This is a genomic window from Mesorhizobium sp. P3_B5, assembly GCF_056402815.1.
In genome coordinates this window covers 1-17,631 of sequence record NZ_JBFUGR010000007.1, presented here as the reverse complement: position 1 = coordinate 17,631, position 17,631 = coordinate 1, and the positions used below count along the sequence as shown (strand labels likewise).

Below are 17,631 nucleotides of genomic sequence, written 5' to 3'. Positions count from 1 at the left end.
CTCCGATGGTTGCCCCAGTGGTCGCCAGAGACCGACAGCGCATCGACAAATGGCTGTTCTTTTCGCGCGCGGTGAAATCGCGCTCGCTGGCGGCCAAGCTGGTGGTCGCCGGGCGCGTCCGCATCAATCGCGACAAAGCAGCGCAGGCCTCCGATATGGTCAAGCCCGGCGACGTCCTGACCATCACGCTGGAGCGGCGCATCTTCGTCTGGAAGGTGCTGAACACCGGTACGCGGCGCGGCCCTGCCGAGGAGGCGCGCCTGCTTTACGAAGACATGTCGCCACCGCCGGTGCCGAAAGACGAGGCCGTGCCGGACGCGATCCCGGCATTGCGCGAGGCAGGCAGCGGCCGTCCAACCAAGAAGCAACGCCGCCAGACTGACTGGCTGATCGGCGAGGATTGAGCCACAACCGGCTTTCGCCGCAGCGACGTTGTGGAATTCCATTCCGGGCGCGCTGATGCCGCCAGGAATGGCTGCCCTTGCCAGCGGCGGACAAAGGCGTTACCTCACCAAAAAAGCCCAGCAAAAATGGGACGTACCGGAGCCGACCGATGACCTATGTCGTGACCGACAACTGCATCAAATGCAAGTACATGGACTGCATCGAGGTCTGTCCGGTCGACTGTTTCTACGAAGGCGAGAACATGCTCGTCATTCATCCCGACGAGTGCATCGACTGCGGCGTCTGTGAACCGGAATGCCCGGCCGACGCGATCAAGCCCGACACCGAGCCGGGTCTGGAAAAGTGGCTGCAGGTCAACACCGAATACGCCGAGAAATGGCCCAACATCACCGCCAAGAAGGAGCCGCCGGCAGACGCCAAATCCTTCGATGGCGAGGCTGGAAAATTCGAGAAGTATTTCTCCGCCGAGCCCGGCGAAGGCGACTGACGAGAGTGCCGGTTTGGCCGGCATAACGCTGCATAACGGACGTGACACATCACCTGCCTTGACAGGCAGCGATTGTGCTTGGCCTTCGCGAATGCAGCAAAACCTTGATTCTTCCGACTTTTTGTGTTACATCAGCCCAACATGCCGGTGACACAACGTCGATTTATGGCGCAAACGCCCCAAATCACTGAAAGGTGAGTTTCTCAATCCGGACCAGAGCGATCTGGGGCGGGCGGTCGCATTCTGTGCGGTTTGCCGGTCCCGGCTTTTCCGGTGGGTTCACCTGTTGTGCGGCTAACGGTCGGTAATCCCGATCGGGCGAGTTCGGGCCGGCAGGACGCCGGTACCACAACGAAGGAGTTCAGGGCGTAATGGCAACGATCACCCCGCAGAAGAAGTCCACCGCGGCGCGTCACGGTTTCAAAACCGGCGAGTACATCGTCTATCCGGCGCACGGCGTTGGCCAGATCGTCTCGATCGACGAGCAGGAAGTTGCGGGCCACAAGCTGGAACTCTTCGTCATCGACTTCCAGAAGGACAAGATGCGCCTCAAGGTGCCGGTCGCCAAGGCGACCTCCATCGGCATGCGCAAGCTGTCGGAAGAGGATTATGTCGAGCGCGCGCTGAAGGTCGTTCAGGGCCGCGCCCGCGTCAAGCGCACCATGTGGTCGCGCCGCGCCCAGGAATATGATGCCAAGATCAATTCCGGCGACCTGATCTCGATCTCGGAAGTGGTGCGCGACCTCTACCGCGCCGACAACCAGCCGGAGCAGTCCTATTCCGAGCGTCAGCTCTATGAGGCGGCGCTCGACCGCATGGCGCGCGAGATCGCGGCCGTCAACCGCATGTCGGAGACCGAAGCGGTGCGCCTCATCGAGGTGAACCTCAACAAGGGTCCGAAGCGCGGCGCCAAGGCCGACAACGAAGAATCCGAACAGGAAGAAGCTGCCTGATCGCTTTCGTCCCAGAATTCATGAAAAACCCGGCCTGGCGCCGGGTTTTTTGTTTCTGGGGTAAACCCTCTCCCTTGTGGGGAGGGTCGCTGCGAAGCAGCGGGGTGGGGGTGCAGCGCAGCCCCCGACCCGGACCTCCCCACAAGGGGGGGTAGAAGGCCCTGCGATTGCCTACGCCTCGCCCGCCTCTTGCTTCAGCGTCGCGATAAAACGCTTGGTCCGCTGCTGTTCCGGATTGCTGAACAGCACGGCTGCCGGACCTTTTTCGACAACGACGCCGGCATCGAGAAACACCACTTCCTGCGCGATCTTGGAGGCGAGCCTCAGATCATGCGTCGCCATCACCATGGTCGTGCCTTCGCTGGCGAGCTGACCGAGCACGTCGACCACTTCCTGCGCCAGTTCCGGATCGAGCGCCGAGGTCGGCTCGTCGCAGAGCAGCACTTTCGGTGACGGCGCCAGCGCCCGGGCGATCGCCACGCGCTGTTGCTGGCCGCCTGATAGCGTTGCCGGCCACGCATCGGCCTTGTGCGCCATGCCGACCTTTTCGAGCAGCGCGAGCGCCCGCTCGCGCGCCTTGGCAGTCGGCCATTTCAGCACCGTCACCAGCCCCTCCATGACATTCTCGATCGCGGTGCGATGCGGGAAAAGCTGAAAATTCTGGAACACCATGCCTGTCTGCAGCCGCAACCGCTGGATATCCCGCGTGGAGACCTTGACGCCCGGACGAAACTCCAGCGTCTCATCACCGATGCGCACCGTACCCGAGGTCGGGATTTCCAAGAGGTTGATGCAGCGCAGAAGCGTGCTCTTGCCGCCACCCGAGGGACCCACAAGCGCGGTGACGCTGCCCTCCTCGATGGCGACGCTGACGCTCTTTAGCACAAGGTTGTCGCCAAACCGCTTCTCGATGCTGGTGAGACCAATCATGAGCGCGCCTCCAGAAAGCCGCCATAGCGGTTAAGCCGGGTTTCCAGTCGCGTCTGCAGGGCTGAGAGAACCGAGCTCAGCGCCAGATACAGGATCGCCGCCTCGACATAGAGGATCAGCGGCTCGTAGGTGGTGGCGACGATGCGCTGCGCCGCCTGGAACATTTCCGGCACAGTAATGGCCGCGGCCAGCGACGTATCCTTTACCAGCGAGATGAAGGTGTTGGAGAGCGGCGGCACCGCGACGCGGCCGGCTTGCGGCAGGATGGTGCGCCGCATCGCCTGGCTCCAGGTCATGCCGATTGAATAGGCGGCTTCCCACTGGCCTTTCGGCACCGAGCCGATGGCCGCGCGGATGATTTCCGAGGTGTAGGCGCCGATGTTGAGCGTGAAGCCGATCAGCGCCGCGGTGAAGGCATCAAGCAGAATGCCGACTGACGGCAGGCCGTAGAAGATCAGGAACAGCTGCACCAGGAGCGGCGTGCCGCGGAAGATCCAGACGTAGAAGCGCACAAGCGCGACCAACGGCCTTGATCCGAACAGCCTGGCAAGTGCTGCGCCCAGGCCGACAGCCAAGCCGAGGACGAAAGACAGCAGCGTTAGCGGTACGGTGAAGATGAGCGCCGCCCACAACAGCGTCGGCAACGAGTCCAGCATCAGTTGCAGCCAGTGCGGCACGAACGGCTCCTCCCCTCACACAACTGCCGTTCCCAGTCTGGCAGTGCGACTATGCGGTTGTCATATCAAGCGAAAAACGGCGAGCCATCAAAGACGGCCCGCCGCTATTTGTGATCGGGCCGGGCAAGCAACCCGCTCCGGGAATGCCGTTACTGCGACACGTCCTGGCCGAAATAGGTGTCGGCGATCTTCTTATAGGTGCCGTCGGCCTTGATGTCGGCCAGCGCCGTATTGATCGCTGCCACCAGTTCCGGATCGCCCTTGCGCACGATGACGCCGGAATACTCGGCGTTTTCCTGCCGCGCGGAGATCTTCACATTGGCGTCCGGCTTGTGCTTCTTGAAGTCGAGGAAGGACAGGCTGTCATTGATCGTGGCATCGGCACGGCCGGTGAGCAGCAGCTGGATCGACTGGTCGAAGCCGTCCGTGCCGACGAGTTCGGCGCCGTTGGCCTCGGCGAGTTTGCCGAAATTCGAGGTCAGCGACGACGCCACCTTCTTGCCCTTGAGATCGGGGAACGCCTTGATGGCGGTGTCGTCGCCGCGCACGATCAGCACCGCCTTGGAGGCGATGTAGGGATCGGAAAAGTCGTACTTCGCCTTGCGGGCGTCGGTGATGCCGACTTCGTTGATGACGGTGTCATAACGGTTGGCGTCGAGGCCGGCGATCAACCCGTCCCATTTGCCCTCGAGGAACTCGACTTTCACGCCGAGCTTGTCGCCGATCGCCTTGGCGATCTCGACGTCGAAGCCGACCAGCGCGCCGGCATCATTGTGATAGGTGAAGGGCGGATAGGTGCCTTCCGTGCCGACCTTGATGGTGCCGGCCTGCTTGATCTGGTCGAGATTGGCACCGGCGTGGCCGGTTGTGACAGCCAGAACCTGCAGCGTTCCGGCGATGACAAGTGAGTTGAGCCATTTCATTTTTCTGTGATCCCGTCCTTGGCCGGTGTCCGGCGCATTGTGAGAGCCGGAAACTGACAGATGCCGAGCCGCAAAATAAGGAACCAGATTTCAAAAATCGGCCGCGCCCGAAACCGAATTCTCAAAACCATGCCGGCTGGCGCCAACCAGCCGCGCTTCGGGTCGCTGCAACCTTGTTGCCGGCAGCACAACCCACGCGACATGAGCGGCGGAACCAATCCCGCGCATGGCACGTTCTTGGCTGTTGTAGGGCACGGCGTCACCATTTCAACCACCCGACGCCAGGGATCGCGGTCGCCAAGCCGTCCGCAATGCCCGTAACAGGGAGCGCGGCGCATGATGGAAGACACGGCAGGACGGACCATGGTCCGCACGGCGATGAAAGCTCCCTATCTCGAGCGCGACGAGGAGCACATATTGGCGCTGCGCTGGAAGGAGAACCAGGACCAGCACGCGCTGCACCAGATCACCGTCGCGCATATGCGGCTGGTCATCTCCATGGCCTCCAAATTCCGTCACTATGGCCTGCCGCTCGGCGACCTGATCCAGGAAGGCCATGTCGGCCTGCTGGAAGCGGCGGCGCGTTTCGAGCCGGAGCGCGAAGTCAGGTTTTCGACCTATGCGACCTGGTGGATCCGCGCTTCGATGCAGGATTACATCCTGCGCAACTGGTCGATCGTGCGCGGCGGCACCAGTTCGGCGCAAAAAGCATTGTTCTTCAACCTGCGGCGCCTGCGCGCCCGACTGGCGCAAGGCGCCGAGCCGATCTCCAACGCCACGCTCTACCGCGAAGTGTCAGTGGCGCTTGGCGTTTCCGAAGCCGATGTGGCGATGATGGATTCTCGCCTTTCGGCGCCCGATAGTTCGCTCAATGCGCCGCTCGCCGACGACGCTGGCGCGACCGAGCGGATGGATTTCCTGATCTCGGACGACCCCTTGCCCGACGAGATCGCTGGCGACACCATCGATGTCGAACGCAGGTCTGGCTGGCTGAAGACGGCGCTCGGCGCGCTCAACGCCCGCGAACTCAGGATCATCGAGGAACGCCGGCTGAGCGACGAGGGCGCGACGCTCGAAGCGCTCGGCGAGACGCTCGGCATCTCCAAGGAACGGGTCCGCCAAATCGAGGCGCGCGCCATGGAAAAGCTGAAAATAGCGCTGGTGCGGCAGAACCCGGAGTTCCTGGCGACGGCCGCCTGAACGCACCTGTGGTGTCTCTGAGGGTCAACGTAAGACTTTAATTATATAAGAATATATCGCCGCCATGGCGGCATTCCTCTATATTTGTGGATTGTGACCCCTTTTACAGACCCGGCCGCTGCAAATTGCGTTCTTGCGACCGAACAGGTCATAGCGGATGGGGATTTGCCATGTTGCGATGCTACGCGATCCTTGGAGCCTTGGTCCTTGTGGGCCTCACGACATTCGATGCGCGAGCCGATCGGCGGGTTGCCTTTGTCATCGGCAATTCCGAGTACCGGGACATTCCCGCTCTCAAGAATCCGGACAAGGACGCCGACGATGTGTCGAACACTTTTCGGCAGGCTGGCTTCGATGTGTTCCTTGCCAAGGACGTCACCAGGCTTCAGTTCGAGGAGCAGTTCCGCAACTATCTCGCGGCCGCGGACGGCGCCGATCTGGCTGTCGTCTACTACTCCGGCCACGGCTTCCAGATCGGCGGCGAGAATTTCCTGATCCCGGTCGATGCATCGCTCAAGGATGCAGCCGACATCGAGGTCCAGGCTGTCAAGCTGGATGATGTGCTTGAGCAGCTGCGCTCGAAATCCAAGATCCAGGTGATCATTCTCGATGCCTGCCGCAACAATCCGTTCCCACGCAAGGACTATTGGCTGCGCGACCAGCTGGTCATCACCGGCGGCACCGGCCTCGCGCAAGTCAAAGGCTCGCAGAACACGTTGATCGCCTTTGCCACGGAACCGGGAGCAATCGCCTATGACGGAACCGGCGATCTCAGCCCCTTCTCGTCGGCATTCTCGCGCCGGGCACTGGCGCCGAACCAGGAGATACGCACGGTCATGGCCGCGGTGCGCCGTGATGTCGTCAAGGCCACGGATGGCAAGCAGGTTCCGTGGGAAAACTCCTCGCTGATCGACGACGTCGTGCTGATGCGTCGCGTGACCCGGCCCTCGCTGCCGCCAGTGCTGGAGAAGGTCGTGCCGTCCGGCGTCGGTCCTGTCGCGCTGGACCTGCCGCAGCCTGTCGACGTCGACGGCGGCGCGGTCACCGTCAGCATTGAAAGCCCGCCGACGCTCGGCCGGCTGACGCTGGATGGCAAACCCGTCGAAGTGGGCCAGCCGATCCAGGGCAAGGATCTGCCGCGTCTGAAGATAGAGGTTCCCAAGGGCGTCGGCGCGCAGGAACAAGTGGACACGGTGGCCTACGCCACGCATGACGATTGGGGCGGCGAATCCAAAGGCGTTCTGGTGCTGCGGGTCATGAGCGGCGAGGGCGCCGACGGCAAGCAGATCATCGCCTCGCTCAAGAATGAGCAGAAGCAGCGGGTGCTTGAGCGCGGCATCCATGTCTCCGGGGCCGCCGAGGCGATCGGGGATCGCGATGTCAAGGTTCCGGTCGGAATAGGCCCGGTGCCGCTGAAGCTGGATCTGCCGGCAAAGGATCCAGGCATCAGCCTTAAGCTCGCCAGCTATCCGGCAACGGGAACGCTGTCGCTGCCGGACCGCATCCTGTCGCCTCAATCGAGCCTGATGGCCAATGAAGTCAGTGATTTGCGTTATGAGCCGCAGGTCGGTTCGACAGCTGCCGTCGAGATCGGCTTCGAAATCCGAGCCAGCAATTCGTCGAAGCGGGCGACGATGACGCTGTCGCCAAGCGTCGAGCCTTGCGACGAGGCGGCAGGCGACCCCCTCGACCTGCAAGGCGTGGTCCCAGGACTGCTGCCCAACGAGATCGGCGGCAACGCGGTCGAGCTTTGCCAAGCGGCGGTCAAGGCCTACCCCGACATCGCCCGCTTCCACTACGAACTGGGCCGTGCCTTGCTGGCGTCAGGCAAGGTCGACGAAGCCAGCAAGGCGATCCAGGAGGCTGCCGACCGGGGACATGTCCGGGCCGTCTTCGAACTCGGCCGCATCGCCTCGTCCGGAATAGGGACGCCTGCGGATGCCACGAAAGCGAATGGCCTCTATTCAGAAGCGTCCGCTAAGGGAGACCCTTACGCGATGACGGCGTGGGGACGGTCCTTGTTCAATGGCCTCGGCGTGAAGCGCGATACCGGCAAGGGATTGGACCTACTGCTCAAGGCAGCGGCGATGGGGCATAGCAATGCCATGAGCGACCTCGCCGTGATCTTCAAGGACGGCCGCAATGGCGTGCCCGCCGACTCGGCCCGTGCCGTGGCCTTCCTCAGGGCCGGTATCGAACGGCAGAACAACTATACGATGAGCATTCTCGGTCCTGCCGGCCGCAATGCCCTGGCGATCGCAGCCTGCACGCCCGAAACGAAAACAATCACGAAGATAAAGGTCATTCGTACGAAGCCGCCCAAGGTCGCCAAGCCCAAAAGGGAGTACCTCCCGAAACTTCTCGGACCGGTACCGAACGAACCCGATCCATTCACTGCGCCGCCCTGGCGTGGCGGCGGTAACGGCAATGGCGGTAGTGGCAGGCAAAGCGGCGGCGGCAGCCCTGGCTGACGGCGGCGGTCGTTGGCGGCTGACCAGGCGATGTGAGTGGAATCACCTTCGCCACCACCCGCTGGCGGGCTATAGCACCGCCTGCCCGTCCGATTCTTACTTGTCGGTGACGATCTTGACCTTGTCGCCGGCCGAAACAGCGGCCCCCGGCGACAGCGCGTTGAGCACCCGGAACAGGTCGAGCTTGCGATCGACGCCGACCATCTGCGCCGACAGCGACCCCATGGTCTGCCCCGGCTGCACGGTGACGACGCGGATATGCAACGGCTTCAGCGCCGCCTTCTCGGCCGCACTCAGGATGCGGAACGAGCCGCTGACCGAGCGCGCCACCGGGTCCAGCGCGGTGCTGGCGGACGGTGCCGCCGTCAGCAGCCGGTAAACCTGGCCGCCGGCACGGATCACCGCGATATCGAACTGCCAGCCTTCGGCGCCGGCATGCGCGGTCGCCGCTTCGTTGCCGTTGATCGTTTCCTGCTTGACGCTGCTTTCGACGAGACCGGCCACCCAGCCACTGCGGATGTAGTCGGTCAGCGGCCGGTTCTTGTCGATCGCGACACCGTCGAAGCGTATCGCCATGTCGCCGGGGCCGGTGGCGGTCACCGCCGCGGCCGAATTGTCGATGATGAAACCGTCCGGCACCGAGAAGGAGACGCCGAGACCCGGATGCATGAAGGTTTCGCCGCGCACATAGCCTTCCTCCGGCGTGTCGCCGTAGAGCAGGCCGTCTATGCCGGCAAGGAAGGAATCGCGGTCACGCGTGCCGACACCGGGCGCGCCGAACTGGCGGGCATGGCGCTGCGCCAGATCGATGCGCTGCGGCGTGTTGGGGTGCGTCGCCAGGAAGTCGAGGCTGGCGTCGGTGGCGCCGCTGATCGAACGGAAATCGGTATAGGCCGACATCGACTGCAGGAAGCGGCCGGCGGCAAACGGATCGAAACCCGCCTCGCCGATCGACTTGATGCCGATCGCGTCGGCCTCCAGCTCCTGGTTGCGCGAGAACTGGGCGAGCTTCAGCTTGCCGCGGATCAGCGCCGCCTTGGCGGTCGGGCTGTCGCCGAGCACGTCGGAGACGACCTTGGTTGCCAACCCTTCCTCGGCCTCCAGCTGCTGGCGCTGCAGGCCATGGTTGGCGGTGACGTGGCCCATCTCATGCGCGATGACGGCGGCAAGCTCGGCCGAATCATTGGCCAGCGCCAACAGGCCACGGGTGACGTAGAGATAGCCGCCCGGCAGTGCGAAGGCGTTGACGTTGGGCGAATTGAGGATGGTGATGCGATAGGTCTGTGTCGGATTGGCCGACACCACCGTCAGCCTGCCGACGACCTTGGCGACCATGCGCTCGAGTTTGGCATCGGAATATTCACCACCATAGGTGGCGAGGATGCGCGGGTGCTGCGCCTTCGCCAGCTCGGCGAGCTTGCTGTTGGCGGCAACATTGTCGACCGTGATCGGCTTGTCGGACGGCTGGAAGCCGGATTCCTGCACGTCCGGAGGCGTGAACATCTGGCAGCTTGCCAGCGCCACGGCCAAGCCGGCCAGCGTGAGAAAACGCGCCAGCGGACTGCGTCTTACTGTGTCTGTGCCGGTCGGCAGAACGGCTTCCTTTCGGCTCTCAACACATGATCCCGAACCGAAGGTTCGCGCCGGCGGCTTGGAGATCACGCACAAAATCAAAAACCTACAGCATCCTTGTCGTCCGAATGGACACGACGCTGTAGGGGCAAATCACGGCCAGTGCCGGACCAGTACTGGGCGGACCTAGCCACACTACCTTGACCATGGCAAGCAAGCGCCACTTCGCCCCAACCCGGTTTGGCCGTAAATTATGTCCGCTTCCGGGCAACATCTCGTGATCCGCCCGGACCTGTGCCGATATAGCGCCGAAAGGCGTCGGGGCCAGCCCCAGCGAAGAAATCAGCCGCAGCCCCGGTTGCCGCAACCGTGCCATTGTCCAGGAACACCATGTTCTGACCGACGCGGTGCGCGTCTTCCGGTTGGTGGGTCACGAACAGCACCGTCATCTGCCGTTCCGCATGAACGCCCACAAGCAGGTCGAGCATGTCGTCGCGCAGCGCCGGGCCGAGCGAGGCGAAAGGCTCGTCGAGCAACAGCACCGGCCGGTCGCGCACCAAAACACGAGCCAGAGCGACGCGCTGCCGTTCGCCACCGGAGAGTTCGCGCGGCAGGCGTCTCTCCTTGCCGGCAAGGCCGACGCGCTTGAGCGCCTCGGCAATTGCGGCGCGGTCGGCCTCGGTCAGGCTGAGCGAAGGCGAGCGGCCGAGCCCGACATTCCGCTCGACCGAAAGATGGGCAAAGAGATTGTTTTCCTGGAACACCATCGACACCGGCCGCGCCGAGGGCGGCGCAGCACCGACATCGGCGCCGCCGATCAGCACCCGGCCCGACTGCGGTGTCTCGAAGCCGGCGACCAGATTGAGCAGTGTCGACTTTCCCGAGCCGCTCGCTCCCATGATGGCGGTGATTTTTGACGCCGCGAACTCGACGTCGAATAAGAACGGCACTTCAGCGTAGCTGAACGTGACCTGGTCCAACCGCACGGCCGCGCCTTTTTCGTCGCCGGTGCCCTGGTTCGCGGACGTCATGATTTTTCTCCCCGTCCCAGCCAGTCTGCGGCCAGCACCAGCGCCAGACAAACCACGCCGAGCAGCAGCGCTAGGCCGGCGGCGTCCGCCGTGCGGTAGCTGCCCATGCGCGACAGCAGCAGATAGGGCAGCGTCTGCACGGAATCGCTACCGAACAGCGCAATGACGCCGAGATCGCCAAGCGACAGCGCCATGGCAAAGGCAAAGCCGGTGGCAAGCGGCCGCCGCAGCGACGGCCAGTCGATCAGCCGAAGCCGGCTCCAGCCGGAAATGCCGAGAAGTAAACAAAGCCGCTCATGGCGCTCGCTCGCCGCATCATAGGCAGGGCGGACGGCGCGAAGCGCAAACGGCATCGCCATCACCGCGTTGACGGTCACGACCATGATCGGAGCAATGGCAAAGACATCGCTGACCGTACGCAGCAGCAAGAACCAGCCGGCGCCGATGACGATCGGCGGCACGACAAGAACAAAACCGGCTCCGGTGTCGGTGGCGTGTTCGAGCAGCGTTCTGGTGCCAACGCGGCGGCTCAGGGACAACGCCCGCCGTGCCATGACCAGCGACAACGCCAGCGCTACGGAAAGCAGCGCCGACAGGAAGGCAAGCACGGCGCTGGTCAGCGTCGCCTGCCGTACAGCACTTTCGCCGGCGAGACGGCCGAGATCGGCGCCAAGGCCTGACATCACCGTGGCAGCCATCGGCCCGGCGACGAACAGCAGAGCGAGGACGATCAAGGCAGTGTTGAGCGCGGTCTCGGTAGCACCGGCCGAAAGATAGCGACGCGACGCCACCGGCAGATTGGCGTCGCCGACGGTGTTGGCGCCAAGCCGCGTCAGGGCCAGCACCACGGCAAAGGTCAGCGCAATCTGCAGCAGCGTTAGCGTGACGGCCCGCGCGGGATCGAAATCGAAGCGCAGTGCCTGGTAGATGGCGACCTCCAGCGTCGTCGCGGCCGGCCCGCCGCCGAGGATCAGCACGATGGTGAAGGAGGTGATGCAGAGCATGAAGACGAGCCCGGCGACGCCAGGCAGGGCCGCGCGCAATGTCGGCCACTCGATCAGCCGGAAGGCGGGCGCCGCGCCCATGCCAAGCTGGCTCGCCAGCCGCCACTGGTCGGCCGGTACCGTGCCCAGCGCCTCGAGGAACAACCGCACGCTGAGCGGTAGGTTGAAGAAGACATGGGCGACCAAAATGCCGGACAAGCCGTAGATGCCGGGCCAGTTTTGGCCGCTGATCGTACCGAGCACGCCGGCGAAATAGCCGGCGCGGCCATAAAGGGCGAGAATGCCAAGCGCCGCGACGATGGCCGGCAGCGCCAGCGGCACGGCGAACAGCTGCAGGATGAAGCCACGCCCTAGGAAGTGCGGATGCCGCGACAGCGCGCGGGCAACGAACAGCGCCGGCACTACGGAAAGCAGCGTCGAGAGCGCCGCCTGCCACAACGTGAAGCGGGCGACGCGCAGGAGATAGGGATCGAAGGCCGACACAGCCCCGGACAGGTCCCGCGTGCCTTCGAGGATAAGCCCGGCGAACGCGCCGCCGATCAGCAGCGCGATTGCGGCGAGCGCGACGATGCCGGCGGTGACGCGGGGATCAGACGCGCGTTGCACGCTGGACCGCCAATCCTCGGATTGCGGCACTTACAAAGGACTGCGTTCCTTCGCGCCCCCCTCTGTCCTGCCGGACATCTCCCCCACGAGGGGGGAGATTGGCTATTCCACCGCTCCGCTTACTCCTGCGACCTCGGCAATTGGCGAAGGCCGCCATGACGGCCGATCTCCCCCCTCGTGGGGGAGATGTCCGGCAGGACAGAGGGGGGCGCCATAGAGCGATCATCTTCGATCAGCTTGCCACAAAGCTATTTGCTCATCACCGCCAGCCACTCATCCACCCAGGCCTTGCGGTTGGCCGCGACCTCTTCCGGGCTGAACAGCAAGGTCTTGGTCGGCTTGACCAATTTGTCAAAGGCCGGGTTGAGCGGCTTGTCGGTTTTCCCGGCCGGGAACATCCAGTTGGTCTCGGGAATGACATTCTGGAATTTCGGCCCGGTCATGAAGGCCAGGAATTTCTGCGCTAGCGGGTTTTTGGCACCTGTGGTGGTGATGCCGGCGACCTCGATCTGCAGATACTCGCCCTCTTCGAAGGACGCCGCCTGGTAGCGCTCGGTGTTTTCGGCGACCATGTGGTAGGCCGGCGAGGTGGTGTAGGACAGCACCATCGGCGCCTCGCCCTTGGTGAACAGGCCGTAGGCCTCGCTCCAGCCCGGCGTCACGGTCAGCACTTTTGCCTTGAGCTTGGCCCAGGCTTCCGGCGCCTTGTCGCCATAGACCGACTTCACCCAGAGCAGCAGGCCGAGACCCGGCGTCGAGGTGCGCGGGTCCTGGATGACGATCTTCTCGTCGGCGCTGCCCTCGACCAATTCCTTCAGGCTCTTGGGCGGGACTTTTAGCTTTTCGGTGTCGTAGACGACGGCGAAATAGCCATAGTCGAACGGCACGAAAGTGTCGTCGCTCCAGCCGCCGGGCACGTTGACATCCGACACCGCGCCGTGCGGCGCAAACAGGCCGGAGGCCTTGGCCTCGGCGGTGAGATTGGTGTCGAGGCCGAGCACGATATCGGCCTTGGTCGCGGCGCCTTCGAGCTTGACCCGGTTGAGCAGCGCCACGCCATCGGCGACCGAGACGAAGTCGAGGGTGCAGGCGCATTCGGCCTCGAAGGCCTTTTTCACCGCAGGGCCGGGACCCCAGTCGGCGGTAAAGCTCTCATAGGTGTAGACGGTGAGCTTTTCCTGGGCCGATGCCGGCTCGGACGTGGCAAAAACAGATGCCGCAAAAACTGTTGCTGAGACAAGAGAGTAAAAAAGCGTGCGCATCGGCGCCTCCTTCGTTCGCGTTGAAAGGAATTGAGGCGTCGGGCTATCCGAAACGTCTAATCCCTCCGCCGGTACAAACCGGATCAGGTTCAGCGGGTTGGCAAATCTGCCTCTCAGCCGGTCCGCGAAGATTGCGTCCGGCACCCCGTTAGAGCGTTTCGACACATAGGCCCGGCCGATCGACCGCGCAAGTGGGAGTTTGCCGCCTTCCGTTTCTCGTGCCGGGCTGGTAAGGGCCACCGGATATGAGCACATTCACCATCCTGCTTGGCGGCGATCTCATCCGCACGCCGCTGCTCGACCGCCAGGTCGAAGGCACGCGCGTCATTGCCGCCGATGCCGGCATCGGCCATGCCAGGATGCTGGGCGTGATGCCGGAACTCTGGGTCGGCGATTTCGATTCCGTGCCGGCCGATCTGCCGGACGATCTGGCGTCGGTGCCCCGCCAGGTGTTTCCGCCGGAAAAAGACAAGACCGACGGCGAATTGGCCATCGCCGCCGCGCTCGAACGCGGGGCAACCAGCCTGGTGCTGGCCGGCGCCTTTGGCGGCAAACGCGCCGACCATGCTTTCCTGCATCTGGCGCTCAGCATCCACCTGGCCGAGACCGGTACGCAGGTGCTTCTGACCAGTGGCGAAGAGGAGGGCATCCCGTTGCTGCCGGGCAAGGCCGGTTTCGACTATGCCGACGGCACGCTGTTTTCGATCCTTGGCTTTTCCGATCTGTCCGGCCTGACCGTCACTGGCGCCAAATGGCCGCTCGCCCATGTCGAGGTTGCCTTCGGCTCCTCGCTGACCATTTCCAACGAGGTCAAGGGCCGGCTCGAAATTGCACTGGGTGGTGGCCGCGCACTGTTGCTCGCCCACCCCTACCCTCTTCCAGAAAGCTGACATGGCGCCGCCGCTTCTCAATCTCGACGGGATAAAATTGACCTTCGGCGGCACGCCGCTGCTCGATGGCGCGGCGCTGACGGCATCGACCGGCGACAAGATCGCGCTGGTCGGCCGCAACGGCTCCGGCAAGTCGACGCTCTTGAAGATTGCCGCCGGGTTGATCGAACCGCAGGACGGCGAAGTGTTCCGCCAACCGTCGGCGACCGTGCGCTACCTTCCACAAGTGCCTGACATGGACGATTTCGCCAGCGTCCGCGCCTATGTCGAGGCAGGATTGGGACCCGCCGACGATCCCTATCGCGCCACCTATCTGATGGAGCATCTCGGTCTGTCCGGCGAGGAGCGACCGAACGACCTTTCCGGCGGCGAGGCAAGGCGCGCCGCCCTTGCCCGCGTGATGGCGCCGGAGCCTGATATCCTGCTGCTTGATGAGCCGACCAACCATCTCGATCTCTCGGTGATCGAATGGCTGGAAGAGGAGCTCGCCCGCACCTCCTCGGCACTGGTGGTCATTTCGCACGATCGCCGCTTTCTCGAGCGCGTGTCGCGCGCCACCATCTGGCTCGACCGCGGCCAGACCCGCCGTCTCGACAAGGGTTTTGGCCATTTCGAGGAATGGCGCGACGTGGTGCTGGAAGAAGAAGAGCGCGAGCAGCACAAGCTCGGCCGCCAGATCGTGCGCGAAGAGCACTGGCTGCGCTATGGCGTGACGGCACGGCGCAAGCGCAACATGCGCCGGCTCGGCGAATTGCAGACCATGCGCCAGCGCTTTCGTGGCCATCGCGGCGCCGAGGGCGCGGCAAACATGGTGGCCAGCGACGCCGCCGAATCCGGCAAGCTGGTGATCGAGGCGAAAAACATCGAGAAGAGCTTTGGCGACCTCACCGTGGTCAAGGGCTTTTCGACCCGCATCCAGCGCGGCGACCGCGTCGGCCTGGTCGGGCCGAACGGCGCCGGCAAGACGACGCTGCTCAAGATGCTGACCGGCGAGATGAAGCCGGATGTCGGCTCGGTGCGGCTCGGCACCAATCTGGAAATCGCCACGCTCGACCAGAAGCGCGAAGCCGTCGATCCGCAAGAAACGCTGGCGCAATATCTCACCGACGGGCGCGGTGAAAACCTTGTCATCAATGGCGAGCAGCGCCATGTCGTTTCCTACATGAAGGATTTCCTGTTCAAGCCGGAACAGGCGCGCACCCCGGTGCGTGAGCTCTCCGGCGGCGAGCGGGCGCGTCTGCTGCTGGCCCGCGTTTTGGCGCGGCCGGCAAACCTTCTGGTGCTTGATGAGCCGACCAACGACCTCGACATGGAGACGCTGGAACTGTTGCAGGAACTGGTCGCCGGTTTTGCCGGCACCGTCATCCTGGTCAGCCATGATCGCGATTTCCTCGACCGCACCGTGACCAGCCTGATTGCACCGGACGGTGACGGCCACTGGATCGAATATGCCGGCGGCTATTCCGACATGCTGGCGCAGCGTGGCGGCACCAAGCTCGACGATCGCAAGGCGCGAGCGAAGGCCGAAACCGGTGACGCGTCGGCAACGGCCAAAAATGAAGCCTCTGTGCCAAAGGGGCCGGCGAAAAAGCTGTCGTTCAAGCAGAAATTCGCGCTGGAATCCCTGCCCAAGAAAATCGAAGCTGTGATGGCTTCAATCTCCAGGCTGGAGAACAACATCGCCGATCCGGCCTATTACGAGCGCGATCCGGCCTCGTTCCAGAAGACCATCGCCGCCCTCGACAAGGAGCGCGCCACGCTGGCGGCGCTCGAGGAAGAATGGCTGGAGCTGGAGATGCTGCGCGAGGAGATGGAGGGGTAGACCCGCCACTCGCAATCAGCGCCGCGTGATTATTGCTCCGACATTGAAATGCGCATATATTATGCGCATGTTGCGGAGGGTACTATGCGCAAGATTGCCTTGAATGCGATCCGTCAGCCAGCAAATCTGTCGATCGATTCGAACCTCATGAGAGAGGCAAAGGGGCTCGACGTGAATGTCTCGCGCGCCGCCGAAGCCGGCATAGCTGAGGCTGTGGCTGCTGAAAAAACGCGGCTTTGGAAGCTTGAGAACCGGGCTACGATGGATGCCTGGAACGACTATGTCGAAAAACACGGCATCCCGCTGGAAGAATATCGGCAATTCTGATGGCGCGCTACGATGTCTTTGCGGGGCGCATCGAAGGCAGCTATCTGCTCGACGTTCAATCCGACCTGCTCGACAACTTCAAGACTCGGGTGGTGGTTCCGCTTCTGCCGGCTGCAACGGTGCCGCCGCCAATGCGAAAGCTCCATCCCACCTTTGAGGTCAACGGTCGAAAGCTGGTCATGGCCACCCACCTCATCGCCACTGTGGCGGCAAGCGAACTGGGTGATAGTCGACTGAATCTAACGACGCAGCACGATGCCATCGTTGCCGCGCTCGACATGCTGTTCCAGGGCTTCTGAACGAAGGCAACAGCCAGGGCGAGACACTCGTTCTCAGCCCGCGGTCTTCGCCTGCCAGGCCTTGATCGCCTCGTCGAACACCTTCTCGCCGGGAATGCCTTTTTCCATGGTCAGCAGCGCCCGCCGCCCGGTCTTGTAGACCACCGGCACGTCGATCCAGTCCTGGCCCCTGAGCAAGGTCAGATTGGCGTCTTCGTCCGCCTTGGTGTCGTTGAGCGCCACCAGGAAGAAGCCGTCGGCGATCTTGGCCGGAATGCCGATCAGCGGACTGCCGGCATCCTGTTCTGAACTCTTCATGGCGACGCGCAGGATGTTGTCGACGCCACCGCCTTCGAAGCCATCCGGCGTCAGGAAGATCATCTCGATGATGTGGCTGGCCGGCAGTGTTTGGTCGGTGTTGCGGCGGATGGTCATGCGCAACTGGATGTCCTTGCCGGGGATGGTCGCTTCGGCGCGGATCGCCGGCTCCGGCGGCAGGTCGCCGCCAGGCGATTCCTGCACCAGCGACCAGACGATGCTGCCGGGCTCGGCCGAACCCTGAGCGGTGCTGGTGCGCTCTTCATAGAAGATCGCCTTCTGGCCGACCGGCAGCGAGGTCTCGGCAGGCGCTGCTGCCGGCGTCGTCGGAGCGGCGGCAGTTGGCGCCGGCGGAGTTGCTGCGGCATCGGTCGGCGCCGCCGGTGCGGCACCCGCTGCGGGCGGCGTTGCGGGTGCCGAGTCCGCGGCGGGTGGCGTTGCCGGCGCGGCACCCTCGGCGGGCGGTGTTGCCGGC

16 protein-coding genes, 1 pseudogene and 1 riboswitch are annotated in these 17,631 nt (G+C 63.7%); of the genes and pseudogenes, 9 read left to right on the top strand and 8 right to left on the bottom strand.

The features are described from left to right. Nucleotides 1-17 precede the first annotated feature (17 nt). The 3 genes from AC1DVW_RS18770 (at nucleotide 18) to AC1DVW_RS18760 (ending at nucleotide 1,845) form a co-directional block, all read left to right on the top strand. A complete protein-coding gene (locus AC1DVW_RS18770; protein ID WP_477246175.1) occupies nucleotides 18-404 on the top strand; it encodes an RNA-binding S4 domain-containing protein in 387 nt (128 codons plus the stop codon). Between the two features lie 149 nt (nucleotides 405-553). Beyond that, the gene (gene fdxA / locus AC1DVW_RS18765) at nucleotides 554-892 is read left to right on the top strand and encodes a ferredoxin FdxA (RefSeq protein WP_258606784.1); all 339 of its coding nucleotides are present in this window, start codon (nucleotides 554-556) and stop codon (nucleotides 890-892) included. Between the two features lie 371 nt (nucleotides 893-1,263). After that, nucleotides 1,264-1,845, top strand: coding sequence for a CarD family transcriptional regulator (locus tag AC1DVW_RS18760; protein WP_112559634.1), 582 nt, complete (start codon nucleotides 1,264-1,266; stop codon nucleotides 1,843-1,845). A 171-nt stretch (nucleotides 1,846-2,016) separates the two neighbouring features. Here the strand turns inward: AC1DVW_RS18760 and AC1DVW_RS18755 are convergent, their stop codons facing one another. From AC1DVW_RS18755 to AC1DVW_RS18745, 3 genes are all read right to left on the bottom strand, one after another. Next, on the bottom strand, nucleotides 2,017-2,775 hold the full coding sequence (locus AC1DVW_RS18755) for an amino acid ABC transporter ATP-binding protein (RefSeq protein WP_477246173.1): 759 nt from the start codon (nucleotides 2,773-2,775) through the stop codon (nucleotides 2,017-2,019). Further along, a complete protein-coding gene (locus tag AC1DVW_RS18750; protein WP_477325003.1) occupies nucleotides 2,772-3,452 on the bottom strand; it encodes an amino acid ABC transporter permease in 681 nt (226 codons plus the stop codon). The genes AC1DVW_RS18755 and AC1DVW_RS18750 overlap by 4 nt, the downstream gene beginning before the upstream one ends. A gap of 149 nt (nucleotides 3,453-3,601) precedes the next feature. Next, on the bottom strand, nucleotides 3,602-4,375 hold the full coding sequence (locus AC1DVW_RS18745) for an amino acid ABC transporter substrate-binding protein (RefSeq protein WP_477325001.1): 774 nt from the start codon (nucleotides 4,373-4,375) through the stop codon (nucleotides 3,602-3,604). A gap of 336 nt (nucleotides 4,376-4,711) precedes the next feature. Here AC1DVW_RS18745 and AC1DVW_RS18740 point away from each other — a divergent pair, with 336 nt between their 5' ends. Both AC1DVW_RS18740 and AC1DVW_RS18735 read left to right on the top strand, forming a co-directional pair. Next, on the top strand, nucleotides 4,712-5,575 hold the full coding sequence (locus AC1DVW_RS18740; RefSeq protein ID WP_477246166.1) for an RNA polymerase factor sigma-32: 864 nt from the start codon (nucleotides 4,712-4,714) through the stop codon (nucleotides 5,573-5,575). A 209-nt stretch (nucleotides 5,576-5,784) separates the two neighbouring features. Next, on the top strand, nucleotides 5,785-8,046 hold the full coding sequence (locus AC1DVW_RS18735; RefSeq protein ID WP_477324999.1) for a caspase family protein: 2,262 nt from the start codon (nucleotides 5,785-5,787) through the stop codon (nucleotides 8,044-8,046). Nucleotides 8,047-8,142: 96 nt separating this feature from the next. Here AC1DVW_RS18735 and AC1DVW_RS18730 read toward each other — a convergent pair whose 3' ends face one another. The 4 genes from AC1DVW_RS18730 to thiB form a co-directional block, all read right to left on the bottom strand. Beyond that, entirely contained in the window at nucleotides 8,143-9,549 is a 1,407-nt protein-coding gene (locus AC1DVW_RS18730) for a M48 family metalloprotease (protein WP_477324997.1), read from the bottom strand. A gap of 320 nt (nucleotides 9,550-9,869) precedes the next feature. Continuing rightward, nucleotides 9,870-10,649 carry a thiamine ABC transporter ATP-binding protein gene (gene thiQ / locus AC1DVW_RS18725; protein ID WP_477324995.1) on the bottom strand — a complete coding sequence of 260 codons (780 nt, stop codon included), beginning with the start codon at nucleotides 10,647-10,649 and terminating at the stop codon, nucleotides 9,870-9,872. Next, on the bottom strand, nucleotides 10,646-12,259 hold the full coding sequence (gene thiP / locus AC1DVW_RS18720) for a thiamine/thiamine pyrophosphate ABC transporter permease (protein ID WP_477324993.1): 1,614 nt from the start codon (nucleotides 12,257-12,259) through the stop codon (nucleotides 10,646-10,648). Before thiP ends, thiQ begins: the two co-directional genes overlap by 4 nt. A 248-nt stretch (nucleotides 12,260-12,507) precedes the next feature. Beyond that, a complete protein-coding gene (thiB, locus tag AC1DVW_RS18715; RefSeq protein ID WP_477324991.1) occupies nucleotides 12,508-13,521 on the bottom strand; it encodes a thiamine ABC transporter substrate binding subunit in 1,014 nt (337 codons plus the stop codon). Between the two features lie 43 nt (nucleotides 13,522-13,564). Next, nucleotides 13,565-13,679, bottom strand: a riboswitch (TPP riboswitch). An 87-nt stretch (nucleotides 13,680-13,766) separates the two neighbouring features. On the opposite strand from thiB, the gene AC1DVW_RS18710 reads away from it, so the two are divergent. The 4 genes from AC1DVW_RS18710 (at nucleotide 13,767) to AC1DVW_RS18695 (ending at nucleotide 16,859) form a co-directional block, all read left to right on the top strand. After that, a complete protein-coding gene (locus AC1DVW_RS18710; protein ID WP_477324989.1) occupies nucleotides 13,767-14,411 on the top strand; it encodes a thiamine diphosphokinase in 645 nt (214 codons plus the stop codon). Nucleotide 14,412: 1 nt separating this feature from the next. Continuing rightward, the gene (locus tag AC1DVW_RS18705; RefSeq protein ID WP_477324987.1) at nucleotides 14,413-16,233 is read left to right on the top strand and encodes an ABC-F family ATP-binding cassette domain-containing protein; all 1,821 of its coding nucleotides are present in this window, start codon (nucleotides 14,413-14,415) and stop codon (nucleotides 16,231-16,233) included. An 84-nt stretch (nucleotides 16,234-16,317) separates the two neighbouring features. Next, a complete protein-coding gene (locus tag AC1DVW_RS18700; RefSeq protein WP_095201385.1) occupies nucleotides 16,318-16,560 on the top strand; it encodes a type II toxin-antitoxin system CcdA family antitoxin in 243 nt (80 codons plus the stop codon). Beyond that, nucleotides 16,560-16,859, top strand: coding sequence for a CcdB family protein (locus AC1DVW_RS18695; protein WP_477324985.1), 300 nt, complete (start codon nucleotides 16,560-16,562; stop codon nucleotides 16,857-16,859). The genes AC1DVW_RS18700 and AC1DVW_RS18695 overlap by 1 nt, the downstream gene beginning before the upstream one ends. A gap of 33 nt (nucleotides 16,860-16,892) precedes the next feature. Here the strand turns inward: AC1DVW_RS18695 and AC1DVW_RS18690 are convergent. Continuing rightward, a pseudogene (locus tag AC1DVW_RS18690) lies at nucleotides 16,893-17,631 on the bottom strand (hypothetical protein); the annotation flags it as partial.

Excerpts from the sequence above, each read along its gene's own strand:
- fdxA (WP_258606784.1), top strand. The coding sequence starts at position 554 with ATGACCTATGTCGTGACCGACAACTGCATCAAATGCAAGTACATGGAC.
- AC1DVW_RS18760 (WP_112559634.1), top strand. The coding sequence starts at position 1,264 with ATGGCAACGATCACCCCGCAGAAGAAGTCCACCGCGGCGCGTCACGGT.
- AC1DVW_RS18755 (WP_477246173.1), bottom strand. The coding sequence starts at position 2,775 with ATGATTGGTCTCACCAGCATCGAGAAGCGGTTTGGCGACAACCTTGTG.
- AC1DVW_RS18745 (WP_477325001.1), bottom strand. The coding sequence starts at position 4,375 with ATGAAATGGCTCAACTCACTTGTCATCGCCGGAACGCTGCAGGTTCTG.
- AC1DVW_RS18740 (WP_477246166.1), top strand. The coding sequence starts at position 4,712 with ATGATGGAAGACACGGCAGGACGGACCATGGTCCGCACGGCGATGAAA.
- AC1DVW_RS18730 (WP_477324997.1), bottom strand. The coding sequence starts at position 9,549 with ATGTTCACGCCTCCGGACGTGCAGGAATCCGGCTTCCAGCCGTCCGAC.
- thiQ (WP_477324995.1), bottom strand. The coding sequence starts at position 10,649 with ATGACGTCCGCGAACCAGGGCACCGGCGACGAAAAAGGCGCGGCCGTG.
- thiB (WP_477324991.1), bottom strand. The coding sequence starts at position 13,521 with ATGCGCACGCTTTTTTACTCTCTTGTCTCAGCAACAGTTTTTGCGGCA.
- AC1DVW_RS18710 (WP_477324989.1), top strand. The coding sequence starts at position 13,767 with ATGAGCACATTCACCATCCTGCTTGGCGGCGATCTCATCCGCACGCCG.
- AC1DVW_RS18705 (WP_477324987.1), top strand. The coding sequence starts at position 14,413 with ATGGCGCCGCCGCTTCTCAATCTCGACGGGATAAAATTGACCTTCGGC.
- AC1DVW_RS18700 (WP_095201385.1), top strand. The coding sequence starts at position 16,318 with ATGCGCAAGATTGCCTTGAATGCGATCCGTCAGCCAGCAAATCTGTCG.
- AC1DVW_RS18695 (WP_477324985.1), top strand. The coding sequence starts at position 16,560 with ATGGCGCGCTACGATGTCTTTGCGGGGCGCATCGAAGGCAGCTATCTG.